Source organism: Methylocystis sp. IM3, from assembly GCF_038070105.1.
GTDB lineage: Bacteria > Pseudomonadota > Alphaproteobacteria > Rhizobiales > Beijerinckiaceae > Methylocystis.
Genome location: NZ_JBBPBZ010000002.1, coordinates 99,973 through 114,614 on the forward strand (window position 1 = coordinate 99,973; position 14,642 = coordinate 114,614).

A 14,642-nucleotide genomic window follows, 5' to 3' on the forward strand; every position below is an offset into this window, starting at 1 on the left:
GCCAACGAGATCCCATTCGGCCCGTTTCTTGGCGAGAATTTGACCAAGCGAGGGCGCGGGCGTCAGCCCTTGCCCTTTTTCTCGAGCTCCGCCTTGAGGGCGGCGAGCTTGGCGAAGGGCGAATCGGGGTCGGGCTGGCGCGCGCGCTTCTCCGGGGGCGCCCCGCCCGGCCGCGGGCGGCGGTCATCGCGGCGCTCGTCTCGGGGGCCGCCCCGCTCCGCGCGGTTCTTGTCGAAGCGCGGCTTGCCGGCGTCGCGGGCCGGGCCTTCGGCGCCCGCGCCTCCTTCGGCGTGACGCGGCCGATTGTCGCGGCGCGGCGGCCGGCGCTCGCCCTCGGCGCCGTCCTCGCGGCGCTGCGGCGGCGGTCCGTGGCGGCGGGGTCCGCCGGCATGGGCGTGGCGCTGAGCCGCCCAGACCTCGATGAGCGCCGGCGCTTCCTCGGGGGCCGGCTCGACAGGGGCGGCGGCTTCGGCTTCGGTTTCCGTCGCTTCGGTTTCCGCCGCTTGGGTTTCCGTCGCTTCGGGCGCCGCCTCGGCGGCGACCGGAGCTTCGGTCGTTTCCGCTTCCGGCGCCGGGGTCTCGACGACCGCGCTTTCGGCGGGCGATTCGGGCGCGGCCTCGGCTTCGCCGTCAGCCGGCTTCGGCGCGATCGGCTCGGTCGAGGCGGCCGGGATCAGCGTCGCGGTGATTGCGGGGCCGGGCCGCTGGGTCGCGGCGTAGCCGAGCGATTTCAGGATGGAGGCGAAAGCCTCGCCCGAGCAGCCGGTGAGCGAGGTCATGGCCACGGTGACGACGAAGCCCTCGCCATCCGCCGCGCCGGCCGGCGGCTCGCCGGCGGTGACGCCCGGCTTGTAGGCGATCGCCGGCCGAATCAGATCGGCAAGGCGCTCCAGAATGTCGACGCGCACGACGCGCTCGCCACAGACGCGGAAGCCCGCGGCGCGATAGAAGCCCTTGTGGATCGAGGCGTCGGCCGCGAAGGAGGTGCGCCCGGAGGCCGCGAGATGCGGCACCTCGTCCAGCCCCTTCACATTGTCGAGCCCGCCGTGCTGGAGGGCCCAGAGCAGCGAGGCCAGCGTGCGCGGCGCGGGCTTCAGGAGCAGCGGCAGATAGATGTGATAGGCGCCGAAGCGCACGCCGAGCTTGCGCAGCGCGCCGCGGTCCTCCTGCGAGAAGCTTTTAACTTCCTTGGCGACGCGGGCGCGGTCGAGGACGCCGAGCTCCTCGGCGAGCTGGAAGGCGACGCCGCGCGTCACGCCCTCGAGGCCCTCGCCCTTCTCGAGCTGCTCGAGCGGGCCGAGCAGCTTCTTGACATGCTGGGCCAGCCAGAGATCGAGGCGGGTCTGCACCTTCTCCAGCGCGGCGCCGGTCAGTTGCTCGTCGGCCAGAATGCGGGTCGTGGGGGAGAGCACGGCCGGACCGGCCGCGATCTTGGCCACTGGCTCGCCGAGCCAGCGGATGACGCCGTCATTGCCGAGGACGAAAGCGTCGTCGACCGCGTCGAAGACGCGGGTCGCCCGCGCCTCGAACTCGCCGGCGAGGGCCTTCTGGGCGGCGGCGTTCAGGGCCCTGGCGGCTTCACCCGCGGCGCCCGGGTCCGGCGTGAAGCGGAAACCCTGAAGGCTTCCGACATGCTGGCCTTCGACCAGAACGTCGCCGGCGGCGTTAATTTCGGCTTCGAGCATCGCATTCTCTCTCAGGCGGCGCATCAGCACGCTGGTGCGGCGATCGACGAAACGCTGCGTCAACCGGTGATGCAGCGCGTCGGACAGGCTGTCCTCTACCCGACGCGCGACGCTCTGCCAATGCTCGGCGTCGTCGAGCCAGCCGGAACGGTTCGCGATGAAGCTCACCGTGCGCACCTGGGCGAGCCGGTAGGAGAGGGCGTCGATGTCGCCGTCGACCCGGTCCACGGCGTCGATTTGCCTGGCCATCCAGTCGGGAGGGATCTTTCCCTTGCGGGCGATGTAGCTGAAAACGGTCAGCGCCAGCTCGGCGTGGGCCTGCGGCGAGGTCTTGCGGTAATCGGGGATCTGGCAGGCTTCCCAGAGCCGCGCCACGTCGGCGGGCGTCTTGGCGTTTTTTTGCGCGACCTCGTCGCGGCTCGCGGCCTCGAGCGCGAGCTGGTCCACGGCGATGGGCGCGCGGGTGAAGCGGGGATGGTCCGGCGTCTTCTCCAGGGAATTCATCAGGGCGCGCGGAGAGGAAAAATCCAGATCGCTGTTGCGCCACTGGAGAAGCTGAACCGGATCGAAGCGGTGATCCTCGAGCGCCTCGATCAGCTCTTCCTCGAAAGGCGGGCAGCGTCCGGTCGCGCCAAAGGCGCCGTCGCTCATGTGGCGGCCGGCGCGCCCGGCGATCTGGCCGAATTCCGCGGGCGTGAGGCGGCGGTAGCGCCAGCCGTCGAATTTGCGGTCCGAGGCGAAGGCGACATGGTCCACGTCGAGATTGAGGCCCATCCCGATGGCGTCGGTCGCGACGATGTAATCCACGTCGCCGGACTGGAAGAGCTCGACCTGGGCGTTGCGCGTCCTCGGGCTCAAGGCGCCGAGCACCACGGCGGCGCCGCCCCGCGCCCGCTTGATCCATTCGGCGATGGCGTAAACTTCCTCGGCCGAAAAGGCGACGATGGCGGCGCGCGGCGGCAGGCGCGAAATTTTCTTGTCGCCGGCGAAGCTCAGCCGCGAGAGGCGCGGGCGGGAGAAAATCGGCGCGCCGGGGAACAGCTCGCCGATCATCTGCGCCATGGTGCCGGCGCCGATCAGCAGCGTCTCCTGGCGCCCGCGCCAGCGCAGCAGCCGGTCGGTGAAGATGTGGCCGCGGTCGAGATCGGCGGCGAGCTGAATCTCGTCGATCGCCAGAAAATCGACCTCGATGTCGCGCGGCATGGCCTCGACGGTCGAAATCCAATAGGCGGGCGCGCGCGGCTTGATCTTCTCCTCGCCCGTGATCAGCGCGACATTGGCCGCGCCCGCCTTGGCCACGACGCGGCTGTAGACCTCGCGCGCCAGAAGCCGCAGCGGCAGGCCGATCGCGCCGCTCGGAAAGGAGAGCATGCGCTCGATGGCGTGGTGGGTCTTTCCGGTGTTGGTGGGGCCGAGCACCGCCGTCACCCCATGGGCGGCGGCGCGGGCGCCCGGCGGGAGCGGCGCCATGAGTCCTGTCGCTTCTTTTCTTTTTCTCTTTTTCTCTCGGCGCGGCCCTTTCGCGCCTACCGTCTCATAACGGAACTTTCGCCGCCGCGCGACTTTACCTTTTGAACAGCCGGCGAACGAATCACGGCCGAATCGCTCACGCGCGGCGAATCATGCTCTGTTCACTCAAGATATAGGGGCTATTTTTCGTTTTTGACCCCAGCCCTTGTCGGTCGAGGCGCGCGCGCGGGCGCGCGGGCGGCGCCGCCTCGTTGGATGGGGGGCGAGGCCGTCTTCCATTCTGGCAAGAGGGCCGATGGCGGGGCGCCTGTTAAGGATGGGCGCCGATCGGGAACGGAGCCGGCACGAATCGCTGACCGCGCCAGATTGGCGTGGCGTTCCCCCTTATCTTGCGCCTCCGCCGATCGGTCGGCCCAAGATATGGACGGGCGCCGCGCCCATGCAGCAGGCGCGACCGCCTGCCTTGCGGACTTTCGATTAACGGTCGTTTCTTTTTGGAACAGGCGCGCAGGCCGGGGGGCTTTCGGCCTGCCGAGCGAGGCCGAGCCCCGTGGTGAGTCGGGCGCCACGCGGCGCGCCATGATCCTTAACGGCGTCGGCGCGGGGGCGGAGCCGCTCACCCCTACGCTTAAGTCAAACGTTAACCATTCTCGACGCATAGTCTAAAGGCCAAGCTCGCGGTGATACCTGCGGCGCGACGGCGGCGGCCGGAGCCATTCCGGCGCCCGCGGACGGTCGAGACATGAAAGTAGTGGTGCTGACGGGGGGGCTGGGCACGCGTCTCGCTGAGGAGACGTCGGTGCGTCCCAAACCCATGGTCGAGATCGGCGGCCGTCCGATTCTCTGGCACATCATGAAGATCTATTCGGCGCACGGTTTCAACGAATTCGTGCTGTGCCTCGGCTACAAGGGCTATTGCATCAAGGAGTTCTTCTCCAACTATTACCTGCACATGTCGGACGTCACCTTCGACATGCGCACGCGCGAGATGGAAGTGCATCGCGGCGCCGCGGAGCCCTGGCGCGTCACGCTCGTCGACACGGGCGACACCACGCAGACCGGCGGGCGCCTGAAGCGTGTCATCGATTACATAAAGGATGACGAGGTTTTCGCGCTGACCTATGGCGACGGCGTCGCCGACATCGATCTGACCGCCGAACTCGCTTTTCACCGCGCGCATGGAAAAATGGCGACTGTCGCGACGGTCCGTCCCGAAATGCGCTTCGGCGCCATGACGCTTCAAGGCGACCGCGTCACGACCTTCGCCGAAAAGCCCGTCGCCGAAAGCGCCTTCGTCAACGGCGGCTTTTTCCTGCTCTCGCCGAAGGTCGAAGGTCTCATCGAAGGCGACGAGACCGTATGGGAGCACGAGCCGGCGAGATGGCTCGCCGAACACGACGAATTGCGCGCTTTCGAGCACAAGGGCTTCTGGCGGCCGATGGATACGCTGCGCGACAAGCTCTTCCTCGAGGAAGAATGGAACTGCGGCCGCGCGAAGTGGAAGATATGGTGATTACATCGTCATTCTGGCTCGGCCGGCGCGTCTTCGTCACCGGCCACACGGGCTTCAAAGGATCGTGGCTCGCGCTGATGCTCTCGCGCCTCAACGCGCGCGCGACGGGCTATGCGCTGGAGCCGCCGACGCGGCCCAGTCTCTTCGCCCTGTCCAAGGCCTCGGATCATATCGAAGACCTGCGTGGCGACGTGCGAGATCTGGACTCGGTGACGCGGGCCATGCGGGCGGCGGCGCCGGAGATCGTGATCCACATGGCGGCGCAGCCGCTCGTGCGCGACTCCTACGCCGATCCGATCGGGACCTACGCCGCCAATGTCATGGGCACGGCGCATGTGCTCGAAGCCGCGCGCAGGGTGGAGAGCGTGCGGCTGGTTCTCGTCGTCACCACCGACAAATGCTACGAGAACCGCGACTGGGTCTGGGGCTACCGCGAGACCGACGCGCTCGGCGGACATGATCCCTATTCGAGCAGCAAGGCCTGCGCCGAGCTCGTCGCCGCCGCCTATCGCGACAGCTTCTGCCGCGCGAAGGGCGTTCATATCCTCTCGGCGCGCGCCGGCAATGTCATCGGGGGCGGCGATTTCGCGGCCGACCGCATCCTGCCCGACGCCTATCGCGCCTTTGTCTCTGGCCGAACGCTGAAGGTGCGCAATCCCAAGGCGGTGCGGCCCTGGCAGCATGCGCTGGAGCCGCTCTCGGGCTATCTGGCGCTCATCGAAAAGGCGCTGACGCCGGCGCCCGGCGCGGGCGAAAGTCTCGACGGCGCGTTCAATTTCGGCCCTGGCTCCGAGTCCGAGCGCAGCGTCGAGGAACTGCTGACGCACTTCATTTCCGCCTGGGGCGCGCCCGCGCAATGGGAGCGCGATGGCGACGACCATCCGCACGAGGCGCGGCTGCTGCGGCTCGACGCCGCCAAGGCGCGCGAGCTTTTGCAATGGACGCCGCTTCTCGATTTCCGCGGGGCGACGCAATGGACGGCGCAATGGTATCGCGCCTTCGCCGGCGGCGCCGATATGGCGGAAACGACGCTGCAACAGATCGACCGCTATCTCGGGAGCCGCGTGCGGCTCACTTCTCCCTTCGCGGAAGCTTCCAGGGACCAGGAATATGACCAACGCATCGTCGCCGGCTGAGGCGCTGCGCGCACAGATCCTCGATCTTGTGGGCGAGTACCATCGCCTTGCGCATCCGACGCCGGTCTTCACGCCCGGCCACTCGGCCGCGCCGGTGTCGGGCCGCGTCTTCGACGCGCGCGACATGCAGGCGCTCGTGGATTCGGCGCTCGACTTCTGGCTGACGACGGGACGCTTCAACGCCGAGTTCGAGACGCGGCTCGCGCGCTATGTCTGCGCGCGAAAGGCCCTCACCGTCAATTCCGGATCGTCCGCCAATCTCGTCGCCTTTTCGGCTCTGACCTCGCACACGTTGCGACAGCGCGCCTTGCAGCCGGGCGACGAAGTCGTCACCTGCGCCACGGGTTTTCCGACGACGATCAATCCGATCCTGCTCTGGGGCATGGTTCCCGTCTTCGTCGACGTGGACATCCCCACCTATAACATCGACGTGGAGGCGGTCGAGGCGGCCATCCCCCCCAAGACGAAAGCGATCATGGTCGCTCACACGCTCGGCAATCCTTTCGATGCGCTCGCCATCAAGGCGCTCTGCGCGCGCCATGGCCTGTGGCTGATCGAAGACTGCTGCGACGCGCTGGGCGCGAAGATCGACGGCCGGCATGTCGGCGCCTTCGGCGACATCGGCACGCTCTCCTTTTATCCGGCGCATCACATCACGATGGGCGAGGGGGGCGCGGTTTTCACCAATGACAATCACCTCGCGAAAGCCATGGAGTCCTTTCGCGACTGGGGTCGCGATTGCTATTGCGAGCCCGGCCGCGACAACAGCTGCAACAAGCGTTTCGGGTGGCGTCTCGGCGACCTGCCCAAAGGCTACGACCACAAATATGTCTATTCGCATCTCGGCTTCAATCTGAAGATCACCGACATGCAGGCGGCCGTGGGCCTCGCGCAGATGGATCATCTCGAGGGCTTCATCGCTGCGCGCCGCCGCAATTTCGATTTGTTGAAAGCCGGTCTCGCCGGGCTCGAGGAATATTTCATCCTGCCCGAGGCGACCGCCGGGTCGGAGCCCTCCTGGTTCGGTTTTCCGCTGACGTTGCGCGAGGGCGCGCCTTTCACGCGCGACGCACTCGTCGTCCATCTCAACCAGAAGAAGATAGGCACGCGCCTGCTCTTCGGCGGCAATCTCGTGCGCCAGCCTTACATGAAGGGGCGGAATTTCCGTGTGAGCGGAGATCTGAAGAACGCCGACATCGTCGTCGACCGCACCTTCTGGATCGGCGTCTATCCCGGTCTTACGCGCGAACATGTCGGCTACATGGTCGACTCGATCAAGGATTTTTGCCGGATGACGACCATGAGGGCGGTGGTCTGACATGCAGGAAGCAATCCCCGACGGCGCCGCGCTCTCGCGCCATCCGCTGTGGCGCGAGGATCTTGCATCGATCCTCGCCGCCGATCTCCCCTGGGACGCTCTTTCGGGTCGCACGATTCTCGTTGCGGGCGCAAATGGCTTCCTGCCCGCGGCGATGATCGAAACGCTTCTGACGCTCGCCTCCGGCGGTCGGGCGCCGGGGATGAAGGTCATTGCGCTGGCGCGTTCGCGTGAGAATGCGTTGCGGCGCTTCGCCGCCTATCTCGCTCATCCCGCCCTCTCGATCAGAATCGCGGACGTCTGCGCGCCTTTCGATATCGATGGCCCCGTGGATGTGATCATTCATGCGGCAAGCCAGGCGAGTCCGCGCTTTTATGGCGCCGATCCTGTCGGCACGGCGTTTCCCAATGTGATCGGCGCGCAGCGCCTTCTCGATCTCGCCGTACGCAAGCGCGCGTCGCGCTTCCTGTATTTTTCCAGTTCCGAAGTTTATGGGGCAGTTCAAGAAGAACTGATTTCGGAAAATCTGTTCGGCGGTCTCGATCCGGCGGCGCTGCGCGCCTGCTACGCCGAAGCCAAACGAATGGGCGAAACGCTCTGCGTCGCTTATGGCGCGCAATACGGGCTCGACTGTGTGATTGCGCGGCCATTCCATACTTATGGCCCCGGCATGCGTCTCGACGACGGCCGCGTCTTTGCGGATTTCGTGCGCGATGTCGTGGAAGGCCGGGACATCGTTCTCAACAGCGATGGCGCGGCGCAGCGCGCCTTCTGCTACCTTGCAGACGCGACGCAGGCCTTCTTCACGCTGCTGCTGAAGGGAGAGAAAGGCCGCGCCTACAACGTCGGCAATCCGCAGGCCGTCATCTCGATTCGGGATTTGGCGACAATGCTGGCGGCGCTTTATCCCGAGCGCGGCCTGAACCTCCGCCTTGCGCGGCCGCCCGAGGCCTATCTCACGAGTCGCGTGTCGCGTTCGGCGCCCGACGTCACGCGCCTCGAACGACTTGGCTGGCGGCCAAGGACAGATATAGGCGCCGGCTTTCGCCGCACGATCGACCTTTATCGCGATATCTTCAACCGAGGCGGCCTCGGAGCCAGCGCATGACTGCCCAAACCCTTTCCCGCGTCATCGCGCCGGAGACGCCGATCGACTGGCGTCGCGCCTTCGAGAGCGGCGCTCTCGACCGGCTCGATCTGTGGAGGCATTTCGCCGAACGGCATGCGCTGCTGGCGCAACATGCATCCGTATTACAGGGAACGGAGATCGCCGCGGTGGCCATCGAGCCTTCCGGCCTCTCGGCGACCTTGCATAACGGCCTGGCCTTCACGCTGGACCCGCAGGCCCTGCGCGAGGCCCCCAACATCGTCCTCGCGCAGGGCGGATACGAGACCTTCGAGCGCGCCCTGATCCTGCGCCTCGCGCAGGGCGCGAAGGTCGTGTTCGATATCGGCGCGAATATCGGCTGGTACAGCCTCCATATCGCCCAGCAGGAGCCGCAGGCGCGCGTTTATGCATTCGAGCCCGTGCCGACGACATATGCGCGCCTTGTCGCCAATCTTTCCCGCAACCGCGCCGGCGCGCGGGTCGCGCCCATCGGCGACGGCCTGTCCGACGCTCCCGGCGACTTCGACATGTTCGTGCCAGCGGTCTCCGGTTCTCCCGCCGCTTCGCTCAACGAGCTCCATCCGGGCGAGGGCGGCCGACGCTTTTCCTGCCATTTCACCACGCTCGACCAGTTCGTCGAGGATCACGCGATTACGCGGCTCGATTTTCTGAAATGTGACGTAGAGGGCGCCGAATTGCGCGTCTTGAAAGGCGGCGAGAAATCGCTCGCGCGCTTCCGTCCCGCGGTGGTCATCGAGTTGCTGCGCAAATGGTCGGCAGCCTTTGGCTATCATCCCAACGACGTTCTCGATCTCTTCGGAGCGCTCGGCTACCGTTGCTACGGCGTCTCGGAAACGACGCTTACGCCCATCGAACGGGTCGACGACGATACGCGTGAGACCACCTACGTCTTTCTCGACCCGACTCGGCATCCGGGCGTCGACGCCCTTGCCCTCGGCGGCTGACATGCGGAAGAAGGCGTCGACCCTCGAGAGATGGGGCGCCCACGTCTGGCGTCTGCCCTTCGCGCGTTTTCTTCTGGTGGGGTCCGGCAACACGATCTTCGGCTACAGCGTGTTTTATATGCTGCTTTACATTGGCTGCGCGCCGACCGCAGCGCTGGCGATCGCGACCGTGATCGGCGTGGTCTTCAATTTCTTCACGACGGGCCGCATCGTCTTCAAAAGCGCCGAGGCGGCGCGTCTGTGGCGCTTCGGCGCCGTCTATGGCGCTGTTTTCGTCGCCAATGCGGGGCTGCTCGAGGCCGCCTCAAGTCTTGGCCTCGCGGCGGCCCCCGCGCAGGCGCTCCTGACCCCGCCTTGCGTCCTCTTGTCCTACGCGCTCAATCGCGCCCTCGTCTTCCCCGACAGGGAGGGAGTCCGTCAGACATGAAAACAATCTCGATCGTCACGCCCTGCTACAACGAGGAAGTCAACATTCGCGACTGCCATGCGGCGATCCGCGAACTCTTCGATAAGGAGTTGAAAGACTATCGGCGCGAGCACGTCTTTTGCGACAACGACTCGAGTGACGCTACTGCAGATATTTTGCGCGAGATTGCCGAGACAGACAAGGATGTGAAGGTCATTCTCAATGCGCGCAACTTCGGCGCCATGCGCTCCAACTACAATGGCGTGATGGCGGCGACGGGCGACGCCGTGCTGCTGTTCTTTCCCGCTGACATGCAGGACCCGCCCGAAATTATCCCGCAGCTCGTGTCGATTTGGGCGCAGGGCGTCGAAGTCGTATATGGCGTCTGCAGCATTCGTGAGGAAAACGCGACGATGCGCGGAGTGCGGCGTCTTTATTACCGGCTTCTCACGGGCCTTTCGGAACATCGGCTTCCGCCGGGCGTCGGCGATTTTCAGCTCGTCGACCGCAAGGTCGTCGAGGCGATGCGAAAGATCGAAGACGCCTATCCGTTCATGCGGATGATGACCTTCGAATGCGGGTTCAAATCGGTGGGCGTCCCTTATAAATGGGTGGAGCGTCGCCGGGGGATTTCGGGCAACTCGCTGGGGAGCCTCGTCGACCAGGGCATGAACGGACTCGTCACGAATACGCTCGCGCCGCTGCGGCTCTTGCTGTTCCTCGGTTTCGCCATCGCGGCGGCTTCGCTCGGATATGCTTTCCTCAATCTGGTGCTGGGCGTGATCTATTACCGCAGCATGGCCGCGCCGGGGGTCATGACGATCATCACCGCGGTCTTCTTCTTTGGCGGCGTGCAACTCTTCTCCCTCGGCGTACTCGCCGAATATGTGCTTGCGATCTATGCGCAGGTGCGGCGCAAGCCTGTCGTCTTCGAGCGCGAGAGGATCAATTTTTAAAGGAGGCGGAAGGTTATGAAGTCGACGTTTCTCCAAGAGGCGACGCCTGCCGTTCCATCGCGTGGAGCCGGGCTTGCGCGGCTGCGGCTCGGCGCGCTCTGCAATTACCACGTCTTTCTGTTCGCTTCTTTTCTTTTCCTGCTGCCGAACCTGCTTTTCGCCACGGCGCTGCGTCCCTTGCCGGGCGTAATCGTCGTCGCCGCCTCGGCGGGCGCGTTCGCGCTGCTGTGGCGCGGGACGCGGGAGAGCCGCGTTCTCGGCGCCTCGGTCGACGCGGTTTCGCTGGCCTTTTGTCTCGCCGGGGGAGTGGGGCTCTGTCTCCTGGGCGGAGAAGGCCATTTCTTCTACAGCACGGCGGACTGGCTCATTCGCGACGCCGTGCTCGCCGATCTCGTTCGCAACGGAACGAAAGTTATCTATCGATACGGAGACCAGGATTATCTCTTGCGGGCGCCGCTGGGGATGTATCTCTCGCCGGCCGTCGTCGGGCGCATGTTCGGCCTTTATGCGGCCCATCTCGCGCTGCTCGCGCAAAACGCCGTCATCGTCGGCGCGATACTGTATTTGACCTCGACTCTCGCCGAAGTCCGCAAGGCGCCGTTCATCCTCCTCATGGTCATGTTCAGCGGTCTCGATATTCTCGGCGTCCTAGCCGCCGAGGCGGTGGAGGCGGCCAAGGGCGAGCCTTTCAAGATCTTCTCCCATATCGAGTGGTGGAGCGCTTATTTTTCTCCGGTCCCCTTACAATATTCGAGTTTCGTCACGCAGCTTTTCTGGGTGCCGAACCATATGGCGCCAGGCTGGTGGTTTGCGCTCATCGTCCTTCTCCACGTGCGCGGCGAGATCGCCTTTTCGGCGCTCCTCGCCGCCTGCCTTCCCTTGCTCCTCTGGTCGCCGCTCGCCATGCTGGGGGCGGCGCCGTTCGTCGCCTGGCTGGCGCTGCGCGCGCCGGGGCGCGGGTTCTTGACGGCCGAGATGGTCCTTGCAGCGATGGCGGGCCTCTGCTTTGCGCCCGTCGCGCTCTATCTCGTGATGGACGCAGGCGCCGTTCCGCATGAATGGCTGGCGTTCCGCGACGGATTCCTCCGGACCTATTTCTCGTTCGTGTTCGTGGAAATTCCGCAGGCGGCCGTCCTCGTCTATGCGTGGCGGAAAATCGCCGGCCCTGACCGGGGCCCGCTCGTGCTCGCCCTCGTGCTGTTGCTCGTCATCCCGCTTTATAGTTTCGGGCCTAGCAACGACTTCGCCATGCGCGCGTCGATCCCGGCGCTGTTCCTGCTCGCTTTCAGCTTTGCGCGGATTGCCGTCCTGACGCCGCGCGACAACAGCGCCTTTCCGACGCTGATCTCGTCGCTCGTTCTCATCTCGGCGGCCACTCCCCTGCTCGAACTCAAGAACGCTTTCAGCGGGGCTTATGGCGTCAGCGATTGCAACATGATGACGGCCTGGCGCAAAACCGACGGGTTTGCGTTTCCGACGAATTACCTGGCGCGGGAAGAAAAAGTCCTGCCCTGGCTGATCTCTGTCGGCGATGGTCCCGCCCCGCTGACGGTCGAGACGCGCAGATGTTGGCCGGATCATCCGCTTCTCGACGATCGCAAGAAGTGATCGCGTCGAATCGGTCATTTTGGCGTCGCCCGGGACACGCAAGGGGCGTCTTTGAAAAACGGGCGCCCTCCTTGTGCGGAGCGTCGGCGGCTCTTTGACTTTCGCCCCCGCGCTTGGCTAAAAGCCTCGCTCCCTTACTGGAGAGAGGATTGAAATGACATCGATCGTCGAGCGGCTGAGCGGCGAGCTTGCGGCGAAACCCTGGCAGGTGGAGGCGGCGATCGGCCTGCTCGACGGCGGTTCGACGGTTCCCTTCATCGCGCGATACCGCAAGGAGGCCACCGGCCAGCTCGACGATGTGCAATTGCGCAAGCTCGAGGAGCGGCTGCGCTATCTGCGGGAGCTCGAGGAGCGGCGCAAGGCGATCCTCGAGTCGATCGACTCGCAGGGGAAGCTCGACGACGCGCTGCGTCGCGTCATCATGGAGGCCGACAACAAGGCCCGCCTCGAAGACATTTATCTGCCTTTCAAGCCCAAGCGCCGCACCAAGGCGCAGATTGCGATCGAAGCCGGCCTCGCGCCGCTCGCCGACGCGCTTCTCGCCTCGCCGGAGAAAGATCCCAAAGCGCAGGCCGCGCCCTTTGTGGACGCCGAAAAGAATGTGGCGACGGTAGAGGCGGCGCTCGAGGGCGCGCGCGCCATTCTCGTCGAGCGATTCGCGGAAGACGCGGATCTCATCGGCGCCTTGCGCGAGACGCACTGGTCGCAGGCCGTGCTGAAATCGAAGCCCCGCGCGGGCAAGGAGGCGGCGGGCGCGAAATACTCGGATTATTTCGAATTCTCGCAGCCGATCGCCAAATTGCCGTCGCATCGCATCCTCGCGCTCTTCCGCGGCGAAAAGGAAGAAATGCTGGAGCTCGAACTCGCGCCGGAGACGGAGCCCAGCGTCGGCGGCTACGAGAGCCGGATCGCGCGGCGCTATCAGATCGAGGATCGCGGCCGGCCGGGCGACAAATGGCTGCTCGATACGGCGCGCTGGGCCTGGCGCACCAAGATCGAGCTGCATCTTGCCGTCGACGCCCGCGCGAGGCTGTGGCGCGTCGCCGAGGAGGAGGCGATCCGCGTCTTTGCGGAGAATCTGCGCGATCTCCTGCTCGCCGCGCCGGCCGGCGCGCGGCCGACGATCGGGCTCGATCCCGGTTTCCGCACGGGCGTGAAGGTCGCGGTGATCGACGCCACCGGCAAGATTGTCTCGACGACCGCAATCTATCCGCACGAGCCGCAGCGGCGCTGGGACGAATCGCTCGCGACGCTCGCGCGCCTCGCCCGCGAGCACAAGATCGAGCTCGTCGCCATCGGCAATGGCACGGCGTCGCGCGAGACGGACAAGCTCGCGGGCGAGCTGATGTCGAAATTTCCCGAGCTGAAGCTCACCAAGATCGTCGTCTCGGAGGCGGGCGCCTCGGTCTATTCTGCATCGGAATACGCTTCGAGAGAATTGCCCGATCTCGACGTGTCGCTGCGCGGCGCCGCCTCGATCGCGCGCCGTCTGCAGGACCCGCTCGCCGAACTCGTGAAGATCGAGCCGAAATCGATCGGCGTCGGCCAATATCAGCACGACGTATCCGAGACGAAGCTCTCTCGCGCGCTCGACGCCGTCGTCGAGGACTGCGTGAACGCCGTGGGCGTCGACGTGAACACGGCCTCGGCGCCGCTGCTCGCGCGCGTCTCGGGCCTCGGCGAGACGCTCGCCTCCAATATCGTCGCCCATCGCGACGCCAATGGGCCGTTCCGCACCCGCGCCGCGCTCAAGGAGGTGCCGCGCCTCGGCCCCAAGGCGTTCGAACAGAGCGCGGGCTTCCTGCGCATCATCGATGGCGACGATCCGCTCGACCGCTCGGGCGTGCATCCCGAGGCTTATCCGCTGGTGCGGCGCATTCTCCAGGCGGCCAAAACCGACATCCGCTCGCTGATCGGCAATGCGGCGGAACTGCGCAAGCTCCGGCCGGCGCAATTCGCCGACGAGACCTTCGGCGTTCCGACCGTGACCGACGTGCTCGCCGAGCTCGAGAAGCCCGGCCGCGACCCGCGCCCCGCCTTCAAGACCGCGACCTTCCAGGAGGGCGTCGAGACGCTGAACGATCTCAAGCCCGGCATGGTGCTCGAAGGCGTCGTGACCAATGTCGCGGCCTTCGGCGCCTTCGTCGACATCGGCGTGCACCAGGACGGCCTCGTCCACATTTCGGCGCTCTCCAAGGAATTCGTCAAGGATCCGCGCAGCGTGGTGAAGCCGGGCGACATCGTGAGGGTCAAGGTCATGGAGGTGGATGCGCCCCGCAAGCGCATTTCGCTCACCATGCGGCTCGACGACGCGCCCGGCCAGCAGGCGCGGGGCGGGCAGGGCGCGGGCAAGGGCCGCGACGCCGGCGGCCCGCGCGGCGCCCAGAAAGCCCCGCAGGGGGGCAAGCCCGCGGGCGGCCCCGGCGGGCTCGGCGAAGCCTTGCTCGCGGCAATGAAACAAAAAGGCGCGCGCTGAT

At 66.0% G+C, this 14,642-nt stretch carries 10 protein-coding genes; 9 read left to right on the forward strand and 1 reads right to left on the reverse strand.

Going from position 1 to position 14,642, the window contains the following annotated elements; translation table 11 throughout:
- Positions 1-62: 62 nt before the first annotated feature.
- The gene (locus WOC76_RS02240) at positions 63-3,155 is read right to left on the reverse strand and encodes a helicase-related protein (RefSeq protein ID WP_341389520.1); all 3,093 of its coding nucleotides are present in this window, start codon (positions 3,153-3,155) and stop codon (positions 63-65) included.
- A 742-nt stretch (positions 3,156-3,897) separates the two neighbouring features.
- Between WOC76_RS02240 and rfbF the strand changes: the two genes are divergently transcribed.
- From rfbF to WOC76_RS02285, 9 genes are all read left to right on the forward strand, one after another.
- Entirely contained in the window at positions 3,898-4,668 is a 771-nt protein-coding gene (rfbF, locus tag WOC76_RS02245; protein WP_341431252.1) for a glucose-1-phosphate cytidylyltransferase, read from the forward strand.
- Positions 4,632-5,804, forward strand: a complete 1,173-nt coding sequence (gene rfbG / locus WOC76_RS02250; protein WP_341104160.1) for a CDP-glucose 4,6-dehydratase — start codon at positions 4,632-4,634, stop codon at positions 5,802-5,804. Before rfbF ends, rfbG begins: the two co-directional genes overlap by 37 nt.
- Complete coding sequence (gene rfbH, locus WOC76_RS02255) at positions 5,779-7,122, forward strand: lipopolysaccharide biosynthesis protein RfbH (RefSeq protein WP_341104158.1); 1,344 nt, start codon at positions 5,779-5,781, stop codon at positions 7,120-7,122. The genes rfbG and rfbH overlap by 26 nt, the downstream gene beginning before the upstream one ends.
- 1 nt (position 7,123) lies before the next feature.
- Positions 7,124-8,230: an NAD-dependent epimerase/dehydratase family protein gene (locus WOC76_RS02260; RefSeq protein ID WP_341104157.1), complete on the forward strand. Its 1,107-nt coding sequence runs from the start codon at positions 7,124-7,126 to the stop codon at positions 8,228-8,230.
- The gene (locus tag WOC76_RS02265) at positions 8,227-9,195 is read left to right on the forward strand and encodes an FkbM family methyltransferase (protein ID WP_341104156.1); all 969 of its coding nucleotides are present in this window, start codon (positions 8,227-8,229) and stop codon (positions 9,193-9,195) included. Before WOC76_RS02260 ends, WOC76_RS02265 begins: the two co-directional genes overlap by 4 nt.
- 1 nt (position 9,196) lies before the next feature.
- Positions 9,197-9,622 (forward strand): GtrA family protein, encoded by a 426-nt coding sequence (locus tag WOC76_RS02270; RefSeq protein ID WP_341104155.1) that lies wholly within the window; start codon positions 9,197-9,199, stop codon positions 9,620-9,622.
- Complete coding sequence (locus WOC76_RS02275) at positions 9,619-10,557, forward strand: glycosyltransferase family 2 protein (RefSeq protein WP_341104153.1); 939 nt, start codon at positions 9,619-9,621, stop codon at positions 10,555-10,557. Before WOC76_RS02270 ends, WOC76_RS02275 begins: the two co-directional genes overlap by 4 nt.
- 15 nt (positions 10,558-10,572) lie before the next feature.
- Positions 10,573-12,165: a hypothetical protein gene (locus WOC76_RS02280; RefSeq protein ID WP_341104152.1), complete on the forward strand. Its 1,593-nt coding sequence runs from the start codon at positions 10,573-10,575 to the stop codon at positions 12,163-12,165.
- A gap of 154 nt (positions 12,166-12,319) precedes the next feature.
- Positions 12,320-14,641, forward strand: a complete 2,322-nt coding sequence (locus WOC76_RS02285; RefSeq protein WP_341389525.1) for a Tex family protein — start codon at positions 12,320-12,322, stop codon at positions 14,639-14,641.
- The last annotated feature ends 1 nt before the right edge of the window (position 14,642 follow it).